A 12,013-nucleotide genomic window follows, 5' to 3' on the forward strand; every position below is an offset into this window, starting at 1 on the left:
ACCGATGAGGGAGTCGCGTGAGTGAAATTGACCGAGACGATGCCATCGCGTCCCTGGGGCTAGTGTCGCGTCTGGTTTTCCGGATCGATGCGATGGCAGTGTTGGGGCGCGTGAACGCGCTACCGCAGGGCGAACGCGGCGATGGCGCGGTCCAGACGCGCGTCGACACGCTGGTAGCCAAGGGTAGAACGATTCGTTGATACCACTGGTGCGCAAGAGACGCGAATCCCTCGCCAATTGCGCCCCGACAAGAGCGGCAACGGCGCCTGCGACCGTATAGTCGCGACAATCCGCTAGCAGGCGCCAAATCATCGAAGTGTTTTGCGACGCCGCGTCGGGGGTACGCGAGAGAACAATGCGCAATCAAACGGGCGCATCGACACCGACCCGGAAGCGAGCAACGGCATGATCCAACCGCAACAAGGAATCACCCCCTTCCCCGGTAACACCGAGGAGATGCCCGAACAGCCACGCGATGAGATGCGCGACTACGTCGGGCGCGACCTTCTGCCGAGCAAACGAGCCCTCGTCACCGGCGGTGACTCCGGCATCGGCCGTGCTGTCGCAATCGCGTTCGCGAAAGAGGGCGCCGACGTCGCCATCGCGTATCTCGACGAACGCGAAGACGACGACGCCCACCGGACCCGGGCGCTCGTCGAAGAGTGCGGTCGGCGGTGCTTTCTGTACCGGACCGACCTGGCCGAGGCCACGAACTGCACCGCGACGGTCAACCAGGCGATCCACGATCTCGGCGGCCTCGATGTGCTGGTCAATAACGTGGCCTTCCAGTCGCCGGTCGAACAGTTCGACGACATCACCCCTGAGCAGTGGTCGCACACCTTCGCGGTGAACATCGACAGCTACTTCCACGTGACCGCTGCGGCAGTGCCACATATGGAACGGGGATCGTCGATCATCAACACGGGATCGATCAACGGGTTGCGGGGCAATGCCAAGCTCATCGACTACTCAGCAACGAAAGGCGCTGTCACGGCACTCACGTATTCACTGGCTCAAGCGTTCGTCGACGCCGGCATTCGCGTGAACTGCGTTGCGCCAGGACCAGTTTGGACGCCGCTCATCCCGTCGACGATGCCTTCCGCGTCGGTTGACGGATTCGGCGAGCAGGCACCCTTCGGGCGCAGCGCCCAGCCCGACGAGATCGCACCGTCGTATGTGTTCTTCGCGTCGGAAATGCTGTCGTCCTATTACTCGGGCCAGGTGCTCGCGCCGGTCGGCGGAGAGATCGTGCCGGGCTGACGGGGGTCGGATCGCGGTGGTTGATGCACCGCTGTGCCGTCGAGCGAGGAACGAGCCCGAGAGGTATGTCCCAGGCTCGAATCATCCTCGCCGCCGCCCTTTGCGTGTTCGTCCCGGCGGTGCCGCCGGGAAGCAGCTGAGAACGAACGTTTGAACCGCGGTTGCCGTGGGCATCCGAAACGAGTTGACCGACGCCGCGTCACCAGCGACCGTCATCCAGCGATGAGGGCTTCAAGCCCATTGGGAGGTTCGATGAGCAAGAGCACCGTCGGCGACTATGTACTGCAGCGTCTGCGTGAATGGAATGTGGAGGTGACATTCGGCTATCCGGGTGACGGGATCAACGGCTTGCTGACCGCGTGGGGCCGAGCCGACGATACGCCGAGGTTCGTCCAGGCCCGCCACGAGGAAATGGCCGCCTTCGAGGCGGTCGGCTACGCCAAGTTCACCGGACGGCTCGGCGTCTGTGTAGCCACGTCCGGCCCTGGCGCCATCCACCTTCTCAACGGCCTCTATGACGCCAAACTCGATCATGTGTCGGTGCTGGCGATCGTCGGCCAGACCGACCGAAGCGCCATGGGCGGGTCGTACCAGCAAGAGGTCGACCTGCTGAGTCTCTACAAAGATGTCGCCAGCGAGTACGTGCAGATGGTCACCGTCCCCGAACAGCTGCCCAATGTGCTCGACCGCGCAATACGCACGGCGCTGTCTCAGCGGACGCCGACGGCGGTGATCATCCCCAACGACGTCCAAGACCTCGATTACTCCGCACCGACGCACGAGTTCAAGATGGTCCCCTCTTCGATCGCAGCCACCCGCGCCCCGGCCGTCGTACCGCCCGACGCCGAGATCCGCCGGGCCGCTGACCTTCTCAACAACAGCGAACGGGTGGCGATACTGATCGGTTCGGGCGCTCGCGACGCAGCCGCCGACGTCACCGCAGTTGCCGACGTCCTCGGCGCCGGAGTTGCGAAAGCGCTGCTGGGCAAAGACGTGCTCTCCGACGAACTGCCATGGGTAACCGGCGCCATCGGCCTCCTCGGAACCCGCCCGACCTACGACATGATGCAGGGCTGCGACGCGTTGCTGACCATCGGCTCCAGCTTCCCGTACAGCCAGTTTCTTCCCGACTACGACCAGGCGCGCGCCGTCGAGGTCGACCTCGATCCACGTTTCATCGGCATGCGTTATCCCTACGAGGTTACCCTCGCCGGCGACGCCACATCCACGTTGCGTGCGCTGCTGCCACTCCTGCACCGCAAGGACGACCGAAGCTGGCGCGAAGACATCGAGTCCGGCGTCGCCCGCTGGTGGCAGACAGTGCATGCGCAAGCGCAACTCGACATACCCCCGGTGAACCCGATGCGGTTGTTCGAAGAGATCTCCGATCGATTGCCGCGCGACGCAATCGTCACCGCCGATTCCGGCTCCTCGGCGAACTGGTATGCGCGCAATATCAGGTTTCGCGACGACATGCGCGGCTCATTGTCGGGAACGCTGGCCACGATGGGTCCGGCCGTGCCGTACGCGATCGGCGCGAAGTTCGGTCACCCCGATCGGCCCGCCGTCGCATTCGCCGGCGATGGCGCGATGCAGATGAACGGCCTCGCCGAACTGATCACGATCCGACGCTATTGGCAGGAATGGGCTGATCCGCGGTTGGTGATCGTCGTGCTCGACAACCAGGATCTCAATCAGGTCACCTGGGAGATCAGAGCAATGGGTGGCTCGCCGAAATTCGCTGCCTCACAAACACTTCCAGCGGTCGACTACGCAGGATTCGCGCAAAGTCTCGGACTCGGCGCAGCTACTGTCGACCGCACCGACGACCTCGCCCAAGCCTGTCGACGCGCATTGGCCGCCGATCGGCCGTTCGTCCTCGACGTGCACACCAGTCCGCACCTGCCACCGATCCCCCCGCACGCGACAATGGACCAGGCAACCAACATGATCGCCGCTGTCCTCAAGGGTGACAGCGACTCGTGGGCGTTCATCAAAGCCGGCATCAAAGCGAAAGCACGGGAAGCGATGCCGCACATGGGAAACTGACCGAGCGTGGTCCAATTGAATAGAGCACGAGATGGGGCGCGATCATGATCCTCCGTCAGCTCCCGTTCAGCGTCGCCGCGATCTGCGGAACGCTTCTCTTCGTGGTCGCTGCACACCGGGGGTGGCCGTGGCTGATCGGCGGTGTCCTGCTATGGGTCATCGCATTCATCGGAGCTTACGATCTCTTACAAAGACGCCACTCGATACTGCGAAACTATCCGCTGATCGGACATCTGCGGTATCTGATGGAATCGATCCGCCCGGAAATTCAGCAATACTTCATCGAGCGCGACGTCGACGGCAGGCCTTTCGACCGCGATCAGCGATCGCTCATCTACGAACGCGCTAAAGGCATCTCGGGCGAGTTGTCCTTCGGTACCGAACGTGATCTCGCCCAGAACGGCTACGAATATCTCGTCCACTCCATCGTCCCAGTCGAGCCCGCGGCCCAGCCACCGCGAGTCCGCATCGGCGGCGACGATTGCCGAATACACCATGACATGGCGCTACTCAACGTCTCATCGATGAGTTTCGGAGCGCTGTCGGCGAACGCGATCCGCGCTCTCAACATCGGTGCACGCAACGGTGCCTTCAGTCACGACACTGGTGAAGGCGGTCTCACTCCGTACCACCTGCAAGGCGGGAGCCTGGTATGGGAACTCGGATCTGGCTACTTCGGCACCCGCACCGCCGAGGGACGATTCGACCCGAGCCAATTCGCCGACAAAGCTGATAATGAGAATGTCTCGTGCATATCCGTCAAATTGTCCCAAGGCGCCAAGCCGGGAGTGGGTGTGTCTTGCCCGCGCCGAAAGTCAGCGCCGAGATCGCGCGGATCCGCGGCATCCCGCAAGGCAAGAAATGCGTGAGTCCCGCAGCACACCCGGAATTCGCCACCCCGACCGAACTTCTCGACTTCGTCGCCCGACTACGTGAACTCGCCCGCGGCAAACCCGTGGGGCTCAAACTCTGCGTCGGCTCACGCGTCGAAGTGCTGGCCCTGTGCAAAGCGATCAACTTAACCTGCATATCCCCCGACTTCATCATCGTCGACGGCGCCGAAGGTGGCACCGCGGCCGCCCCACCAGAATATGAGGACAATGTGGGGCTGCCGCTCACCGACGGTCTCATGATCGTCCACAACGCGCTCGTCGGCGCCGGCATTCGCGAGCGTGTCAGAGTCGGCGCCAGTGGCAAGATCGCAAGCGGTTCCGACATCGTCAAACGGCTGATCCAAGGCGCGGACTTCACCAACTCCGCGCGTGCCATGATGATGGCACTCGGGTGCATCCAAGCCCAGCGCTGCCATACCAACCTGTGCCCGGTGGGAGTCGCCACCCAAGACACACGACGAGCACGCGCACTCGACGTCGACGACAAAGCCGAACGCGTGCGCCGCTACCAGGCCGCAACCGTGAACGAAGCGATGCGACTCATGGCGTCGATGGGAGTCAGCCACCCCGACGAGCTGACGCCAGCCATGCTGCGCAAACGAGTCAGCCGGACATCCCAAGCGTCCTACGCCGAAATCTACGAATGGTTAAGCCCCGGCCAACTCATCGACGCCCCTCCCGCGAGCTGGGCGACCGACTGGGCCAACGCCGACCCGGAACACTTCCGGACCTGAAACAACTCGAACAAGGAGCGGACGAATTGCGACATGTGGTTTCCGACCACCACATGTTCGGTCTCCAGCTCGCGATGTCCGCCGCCGAACGTGCGGGCCCCGCCGGTTCGGCGGGGCCCGCAATCCGGCAGATCTACTGCTGATGGGCCTGTTGCCGCTTCTCGGCAGCTTCGGCATGGGCGCGCTCGGCGTCGGCCTTGACCTCATCCTTGCCCGCTTCCTTGGCGGCCTGCCCCTTCTCCTGTTGGGCACGACCTTCCTTGGCGAGATCAGACCGTCCGGTCACGTCTCCGACGGTTTCTTTGACCTTGCCTTTCACGTTCTCGACCGTTCCCTTGATCGTCTCGCCGGGTCCGTTGTTGTCAGCCATGAGCGTCCGCTCCTTTCGAGTTCGGGGTGTGTGTTCGACGGGCACCATTGCCCGTCTCGGTTGGGGTAACCGATCGGCGCGGGCCTCAAACATCCGCACGACGGCGGCACGTCCTCCTGCGGTTGTGGTCCCGCTTCCCCGGTAGCCGCGACAGCGATATCAGCGTCGAAAAGATCGGCGGTGCCGCGCCATCCGACCGGCAGTCCGACCCGACACCACGGGCCCCTTCGGAACGTCAAGTTGCGACACGACGAGCACCGCAGGCGATGCCGATGATCCGCGATGCTCGACAGCGCGGGTGCCCCGGTAGCACTACTCACCCCGTCCCGGGCCGGCTGAGGGATGATCCCGATCCGCGGATCGAGCCTCATCACGCATGACGCCGCACCGACGTCGGCTCCGGTCGGCACGGCCGCCGAACACCACACATGCATCGGCGTAGTCGCGGGATGGTCGCGCGGGCCAGGGCGGCGGCGCTCAAGCCCGATGCGCCGTCGGTGATGAGTACAGTGCCGAGGTCGTCGGTGGTCAGGAGCTCTCCTGTTCTGTTCGGGCCGACGGACGCTGAATCGACGGCGAGATGGAGGTTCTGGGCGATCCGGGGCGATCGTGGGCGCCGGAATGGTTGCGACCGAAGATGCGGCGCGTCCCGTCGCCACCTGCGGGTTTTGCGGCCTTGATCAGATTCGTGCTGGAATAGCCCGCAATGGTGGACAGAATCATCACCCTGCCGCCGCAGGCTCGGACCGTCGGGGTCTCCGGCATGCCCGCCTCCGCGTAATCCGAGCCTTTCACCCAGATGTCGGGCCGCAGCCGCTCGATGGCCTTCGTGGGTGTGTCCTCGTCGAAGATGACGACGTCATCGACGCAATCCAGCGCCTTGAGCAACTGTGCCCGGTCGGCCGCGGGCATCACCGGACGTTCAGCACCTTTCGCCCGCGCGACGGATGCGTCGGAGTTCAGGCAAACCACCAATGAGTCCCCCAGTGCACGAGCGCGTTGCAATAGCGACAGATGGCCGGGATGCAACAGGTCGAAACAGCCCCCGGTAGCGACGAGAGTGCCGCGTCGCACGACGTTATCCGGTTGCGAGGCACTGGTCGCGATTGGGAATGCTTGGGCACCAAGGGAATCCGCGACCGCGACGGTTCGCGCCAACGACGCGCAGTCCCTCGGAGATCATCGCCGTCGCACGCTCGACGGCGACCGCGACGGCCTCGGACAGCGGCGTCCCTCGCGCGAGTTCTACGGTGACTGCAGCGGCAAATGCATCACCTGCACCGCAGGTGTCCACGTCGTCGGCCTCGACCAACTGATTGTCGGCGATCGGCACCCGCTGCGGTGCGCGCCCGTCGGTGAACAGTGTTGCGCCGTTCTCGCCTCCGGTGACCACGACCGCTCGTACCCCGAACTCGCGGGGCGAAGCGCCTTCGGCGAGCCGTCGGTCGATGTTCTGTTGTTGTGCTTCAACGAGATTGGGCGTCATCAGCATGATTCCGTCGACGGGGTCGGCGCCCCGCGGGTGCGGATCCCACACGACCGGGACACCTGCCGCGGCGCTGCGCGCCAACGCACTGCGCAGTGTCACGCAGCGAGCGAGTCCACGGCCGTAGTCCGATACCAGGATCGCATCGGCGCCGTCGAAGTGGTGCGCGCCGATGCCGATGTCCCCGTGCGGGGCAATTCCGTCGCCGCAGTCGACCCTGGCGAGCGTTCGCCCGCCGGACCTGATGCGCGTCCTCTCTGGAGTAGAACCGCACAGCGGTACCGCGACGACGTCGATCCCCTGGTCGCGGAGCGACGCGGCGAGCCGCTCGCCCGGCGGATCGTCGGCCAGGGCCGTGATGAGGCTGACGTCGGCTCCGTACTGCGTCGCGATCATCGCCGCGAGGCCGGCGCCTGCCGGCCCTTCACACACTTCGGTCGTGTCGATCACCGGCCCGACCGAGTCCGGGCATCGGCGATCGGACTCGCCGACGATGTCACGGTCGAGCATGACGTCGCCGATCACGTACACGCGGGCAGACATCATTCCACGCCCGATCGATGGTCGAGCGCTGTGCACAAGGCATGTATCAGCGCTCGATGGACTTCGTGAACGGTGGGGCCGACTCCTTCGACGGGCACATATCCATCGACGACCCCGGCCAGCGAGTTGGGGGCCGGTCCGGTCAGTGCCCAAGCGCGGATACCGATCTCCTGTGCGGCCTTGACGGCGCCCGGCAGATTGCGGCTGATGCCTAGAAACTTCATCGAGTTCTCACAATTCAGCTACGGCTGCGTGCAGTGCTGCGGCGGTTGGCGGTCTCGATGGCGGTTACCAGTTCGGACTTGGTCATCCGTGATCGCCCCGGGATATCGAGTCGGCGAGCGATGCCGTAAAGATGGTCCTTGGTCGCCTCGGCATCGACGCCCTCGGCGCGTTCACCGGTGGCATTCGGGCCTCCGCTGCGCGCACGTTCGTCGGAGGGACCCGCACGCCCCTTGGGCTCCCAGTGGTCGCCGACCTTTGCGAAGGAATGCTTCAGTGCGCTGTACGCGACACGGTGCGCCCGCTCCTCTTCGTGGTACTCCTCGAGTGCGGCATCGTGGGCCTTCGCGAAAGTGCGCTGCGCCTTGGCCGGCGACCGCTCGATCGTCGCCGGCAACTCCGACTGCTTGGCCGCTCCGTTCTGTGTCGTCTTGGGCATGACTGCTCCTTCCGCGCGATGACAGGTGATCTGGTCTCGTGTGAGGGGCATTCCCCCGCCGACACCCGCCCAAACATCGGCGTCGGTGTTGGACGCGCCGTCAGGCCGCGGTCGTCGCAATTGCCGACAAACGGTGCGCATGACGGAGCCGGCCCTGGACGAGCTGGGCGTGATCGGCCCGCCGAGGTCGTGGAAGTCGACGTCGCCGGGCTAGGCGAACTCGACTTCGATGTCACCATCGCGCAGCGGCCCGAAGACCTCGATCCGATCACCGAGCTCACCGGTCGTCGTCCCGGAATCGATTGTGCGACAATCTATGTCGAAACAACGCGTGCGCGCGAAGCTGGGGTGGCAGCCGCGGGTCGATCCCGACGAAGGACTGCGTCACACCGTCGAGTGGTTCGCCGTACGCGCGTCGGACGTCGTTTGATCCAGCGGATGGGTGGGTAACCGATCTTCATGACCAAAGCACTCGCACTGGTATGCACATTGAAGCCCTCACCCGCGCCGTCGAGCAGCGACGTGCTTGCTCGACAGGTTCTCGGCGCGCTGGACCGATACGGTGTCGCAGGTGACGTCATCCGCGTCGTCGACCACGACGTGGCGCCGGGTGTCGAACGCGATATGGGTGGCGCCGACGAGTGGCCACGGATCGCCGACGCCGTCGAAGCGGCCGACATTCTCCTGATCTCCACGCCGACGTGGCTGGGCCACATGTCGAGTGTGGCTCAACGAGTGCTGGAACGACTCAACGCCGAGTTGTCGCAGACTGACGACGCGAACCGTCCGGCGATGGTCGGCAAAGTCGGGATGTGCGCGGTCGTGGGAAACGAGGACGGCGCCCACAAGATCATCGCCGACGTTTTCCAAGGACTCAACGACATCGGGTTCACCATCGGCGCTCAGGGGTCGACCTACTGGAACGACGAAGCGATGGGCGGCCGCGACTACGCCGACCTCGACGGCACACCGACAGCGGTCGCCACGGCCACGGAGTCCGCCGCTCGCAACGCAGCACACCTGGCCAAGCTGCTCGCCGGGGCAGGCTATCCCGACTACCCGTCGAAATAGCCATCAACCGCAACGGAGCTCGACCGGCATTCACCGCCGCACGTAACAGGAATGGGACTGCGCTGCCGCCGCACCCGTGATCGTACGGCTCATCTCGGTAGGTCGGTGTCGGGGCTATCGTCGTGATGGGTTGGTAGTCCGACGAGGGTGAGCACGTGGTGGGCAGTGGTTCCAGGCGGAGCAATAAGGGTGGGGATGTTGTTGTGGCGGCGGGAATTACGCATGTGTCGGATGAGGGCGCTGACAGCGGCTGAGCCGATGTGGGTTGCCGCGGTGAGGTCGATGCGCAGGGCGATCGTGCCGGCGCGGCTGTGTTTCGTCAAGGCGCCGGATAGTTCGGCCGCAGCTGCGGTATCGATGTCACCGGTGACGACGAGGGTGTGTTCGTCGGTGAAGTCGATACGCGGTTCGCTCACGGTCGGGCTCTGCTGGTATTCGGTTTGGGGATCGGTGAGGATGTGGGCTGGGCGTGTCAACCGGTAGGACAGTCGAATGGTGGTGCCGTTGCCGTCGTGGTCTATCACAGTGTCGGGGATCATGGTTTGCGCCATCGCGAGACCACGACCACGGTCCGAGTCGATGGTTTCGGAGTCGCGCCAGCGTCCGGTGTCCGTGACTTCCGCGTGGAGTCGGCCGCCGGGGTGGAGGCCGGCGGTCACGGTGACATCACCAGGATCGGTTGCGGCGTCGTAGGCGTGCTCCACAGTGTTGGTGACGTACTCGCCGATGGCATGCTCGACGAGTAGGCTGCCGCCCGATCGAGCGAGCGGAAGGTCGTGCAGCCACGAGCGGAGTTGTTCTCGCACCGTGCGTTCGGCATGCTCGTCTGCCGGCACCGTCACAGCCAGTGGCGGTGCAGGCGTGCGGCGTTGCGCGGCGAGTAGGGTGATGTCGTCGCGGAACCCCGTTTGTCGGGTCAGCAATTCGACTGCGCGCGCGCAAAGTCGCTCGACTGGTGCCGGGTATGCGTCATCGATCGGGTGGCCTTCGCTGTGCAGGATCCTGGCGGTAACGTCGGCGAATTCCACGCTGCTCTGCGACGTCGACCGGCCGGGCCGTTCAATGATCCCATCGCTGTATAACACGATCGCCTCACCAGCATCGAGGTGATCGGTTTTGGTCACGACGCCGTCGATGGCTCCGCTGAGAGGGCCGCTGCCGGTGGGTTCGAGGTAGCGGGGCGGACCATCGGCACGGATCAACAGCGGAGGCGGGTGACCGATGGTGCAGTACTCGAAATATCCTGTCGCAGAGTGCAGTTCACCGATGCACATCGTAGCCGATTGTGCCCCTCGAACGTGACTCGAGAAGCGATCGACTGCTTCTATCGCGTCGCTGAGTGGTACCCCGGCGGTCAGCTGCATCCGCACGGCGGTACGTAGTTGTGCCATGACGGCGGCGGCGCGTACGCCGTGGCCGACCACGTCGCCGAGAACGAGGAAGAGGCGGCCATCGCTGGCGGGAATGGCGTCGAACCAGTCACCGCCGGCAGCGGTGTCTTCGGTGGCGACAAGGTATGCGGCTGCGACGTCGACTGCGGGCATCACCGGGGTGTCGGTGGGAAGTAATGCCTCTTGCATTTCGTTTACGCCGTCGTGAGCCGAGGTGTACCGGGCGGCCAGCTCGGCAGCTTCGTCTTGGGCCGCCTGCCGTGCTTTGACGTGCTCGCTCACATCCGTCGCGGTCACCTCGACGCCTAGGATCTCCCCACCGTCGCCACGTACGGCACTGATCGCATAGTCGGTGAACACCTCGTAATAGTCGCCGTCTCCGACGCTGTACCGCACTGGCCACGCGTCGAGCTCGCAGCGTTCACCGGTCGCGTACACCTGGTCGAGCAGGTCGATGAGGAAGTCGATCTCGGGTGCGAACGAGGCGATCGGCACCCCGATGCGCCAGCGAGGAAACACCGCGAGACATGCGTCGTTGGCGATCCACGCCCGATGCTGCGGACCGTAGAGCGCCACCACCGCGACGGGCGCCTGAGTGAACGCTCTGACGATCGAGTCTGTCTCGTCGGTGGGAGGCGCGGAATCCTCGTCGACCACAGTTTCTCCTTCCGGGCTGCCCCCATATTCGCTGGCGAGAGAAACCGGAGGGGGCCCGGACTCAGGTTGTAGACGTGTCTCTTTGAGTTACCCGCGGGTGCTCGATGTTAACCATTTGCGCGGCGACCTCGGCGAGGGCGATATTCGATTCTTGGGAGAGTTGCCTCAGCATGGTGAAGGCTGCGACGGCGTCGACTCCGAAGCGTTCCATGATCATGCCCTTTGCTTGGCCGATGATGTCGCGGCTGGCCAGGGCGCTGCGAAAGTGTTCACCGCGGCGAGCGGTGCTCAGCGCGATCGCGGCGTGGGTAGCCAGGACCAGCGCCAGATCCTGGGTATCTTCGTCGAATGCGTGTGGGGCATGGGAATGCAGATTGAGCGCTCCGAGGTCGAGTTTCTCAATGTAGAGCTGCATCGACAGCGTTGAGCGGATCGGTGTCTGTTTCAGTGTCGCCGCGGTCAACCGAGGCCACCGGTCCTCAGTCTCCATGTCATCGATCTGCACGGTGCGGTGCTGCCAGATCGCCTCGAAACAGGGCCCGTCGTCGACTTCGTGTTGAAGCTCATCGAAGCGTCGCGCCACGTGATCGCTGGTAGCGCTGGTCTGCAGCGTGGCTCTACCGCCCGCATGATGCCTGCGCACCAACGTGATGCCGGCATGGTCGACCGGCGACAGCACATCGACGGCCGAGCGTGTGATTTCATCGAGCACGCGGTTGGGTGACACATCCCGGTCCACTGCCCCGTGAAGCACGCGGGCGAGTCGCGCGATCTCCCCATGCACGTCCACAACACATCTCCCATACGCAGTCGCCGACCGTCCAACACCAGAATTATTCACCCTTCGGAGGAGTCAGGTCACTACATCGGTCCGACAGCGGTTGCCACGTCAGCGCGG

The 12,013-nt window shown here is 64.5% G+C and carries 11 protein-coding genes and 1 pseudogene; 5 read left to right on the plus strand and 7 right to left on the minus strand.

Features of this window, described 5'->3' with window-relative positions; translation table 11 throughout:
- Nucleotides 1-17 precede the first annotated feature (17 nt).
- The 4 genes and pseudogenes from HH308_RS11405 to HH308_RS11420 all read left to right on the plus strand — a co-directional run bounded on the left by HH308_RS11405 (nt 18) and on the right by HH308_RS11420 (nt 4,936).
- Nucleotides 18-200, plus strand: a complete 183-nt coding sequence (locus HH308_RS11405) for a hypothetical protein (RefSeq protein WP_170194328.1) — start codon at nt 18-20, stop codon at nt 198-200.
- A gap of 205 nt (nt 201-405) precedes the next feature.
- The gene (locus HH308_RS11410) at nt 406-1,260 is read left to right on the plus strand and encodes an SDR family oxidoreductase (RefSeq protein WP_170194329.1); all 855 of its coding nucleotides are present in this window, start codon (nt 406-408) and stop codon (nt 1,258-1,260) included.
- 252 nt (nt 1,261-1,512) lie between these two features.
- Entirely contained in the window at nt 1,513-3,309 is a 1,797-nt protein-coding gene (locus tag HH308_RS11415) for a thiamine pyrophosphate-requiring protein (RefSeq protein ID WP_170194330.1), read from the plus strand.
- Nucleotides 3,310-3,353: 44 nt separating this feature from the next.
- Nucleotides 3,354-4,936 (plus strand): annotated as a pseudogene (locus tag HH308_RS11420) (FMN-binding glutamate synthase family protein).
- A gap of 133 nt (nt 4,937-5,069) precedes the next feature.
- On the opposite strand, the gene mbp1 reads toward HH308_RS11420, so the two are convergent.
- The 5 genes from mbp1 to HH308_RS11445 all read right to left on the minus strand — a co-directional run bounded on the left by mbp1 (nt 5,070) and on the right by HH308_RS11445 (nt 7,996).
- Entirely contained in the window at nt 5,070-5,306 is a 237-nt protein-coding gene (gene mbp1 / locus HH308_RS11425; protein WP_170194331.1) for a microaggregate-binding protein 1, read from the minus strand.
- A 528-nt stretch (nt 5,307-5,834) separates the two neighbouring features.
- Nucleotides 5,835-6,380: an adenylyltransferase/cytidyltransferase family protein gene (locus HH308_RS11430; protein ID WP_312870545.1), complete on the minus strand. Its 546-nt coding sequence runs from the start codon at nt 6,378-6,380 to the stop codon at nt 5,835-5,837.
- Between the two features lie 4 nt (nt 6,381-6,384).
- Complete coding sequence (locus HH308_RS11435) at nt 6,385-7,338, minus strand: bifunctional heptose 7-phosphate kinase/heptose 1-phosphate adenyltransferase (protein ID WP_170194333.1); 954 nt, start codon at nt 7,336-7,338, stop codon at nt 6,385-6,387.
- On the minus strand, nt 7,335-7,559 hold the full coding sequence (locus HH308_RS11440) for a phosphoheptose isomerase family protein (RefSeq protein WP_170194334.1): 225 nt from the start codon (nt 7,557-7,559) through the stop codon (nt 7,335-7,337). Before HH308_RS11440 ends, HH308_RS11435 begins: the two co-directional genes overlap by 4 nt.
- Nucleotides 7,560-7,573: 14 nt before the next feature.
- The gene (locus tag HH308_RS11445; RefSeq protein WP_170194335.1) at nt 7,574-7,996 is read right to left on the minus strand and encodes a ChaB family protein; all 423 of its coding nucleotides are present in this window, start codon (nt 7,994-7,996) and stop codon (nt 7,574-7,576) included.
- 459 nt (nt 7,997-8,455) lie between these two features.
- Between HH308_RS11445 and HH308_RS11450 the strand changes: the two genes are divergently transcribed.
- Nucleotides 8,456-9,067: a flavodoxin family protein gene (locus HH308_RS11450; protein ID WP_170194336.1), complete on the plus strand. Its 612-nt coding sequence runs from the start codon at nt 8,456-8,458 to the stop codon at nt 9,065-9,067.
- A gap of 89 nt (nt 9,068-9,156) precedes the next feature.
- Here the strand turns inward: HH308_RS11450 and HH308_RS11455 are convergent, their stop codons facing one another.
- On the minus strand, nt 9,157-11,115 hold the full coding sequence (locus HH308_RS11455) for a SpoIIE family protein phosphatase (protein WP_170194337.1): 1,959 nt from the start codon (nt 11,113-11,115) through the stop codon (nt 9,157-9,159).
- Nucleotides 11,116-11,176: 61 nt separating this feature from the next.
- Nucleotides 11,177-11,842: a GAF and ANTAR domain-containing protein gene (locus HH308_RS30425; RefSeq protein WP_312870547.1), complete on the minus strand. Its 666-nt coding sequence runs from the start codon at nt 11,840-11,842 to the stop codon at nt 11,177-11,179.
- Nucleotides 11,843-12,013 lie beyond the last annotated feature (171 nt).

The sequence above is a fragment of the Gordonia asplenii genome (assembly GCF_012933505.1).
Taxonomy (GTDB): Bacteria; Actinomycetota; Actinomycetes; order Mycobacteriales; family Mycobacteriaceae; genus Gordonia; species Gordonia asplenii.

Bases quoted from the DNA above. Each gene is read 5' to 3' on its own strand.
- HH308_RS11410 (WP_170194329.1), top strand. From the start codon at position 406: ATGATCCAACCGCAACAAGGAATCACCCCCTTCCCCGGTAACACCGAG.
- HH308_RS11415 (WP_170194330.1), top strand. From the start codon at position 1,513: ATGAGCAAGAGCACCGTCGGCGACTATGTACTGCAGCGTCTGCGTGAA.
- mbp1 (WP_170194331.1), bottom strand. From the start codon at position 5,306: ATGGCTGACAACAACGGACCCGGCGAGACGATCAAGGGAACGGTCGAG.
- HH308_RS11435 (WP_170194333.1), bottom strand. From the start codon at position 7,338: ATGATGTCTGCCCGCGTGTACGTGATCGGCGACGTCATGCTCGACCGT.
- HH308_RS11440 (WP_170194334.1), bottom strand. From the start codon at position 7,559: ATGAAGTTTCTAGGCATCAGCCGCAATCTGCCGGGCGCCGTCAAGGCC.
- HH308_RS11445 (WP_170194335.1), bottom strand. From the start codon at position 7,996: ATGCCCAAGACGACACAGAACGGAGCGGCCAAGCAGTCGGAGTTGCCG.
- HH308_RS11450 (WP_170194336.1), top strand. From the start codon at position 8,456: ATGACCAAAGCACTCGCACTGGTATGCACATTGAAGCCCTCACCCGCG.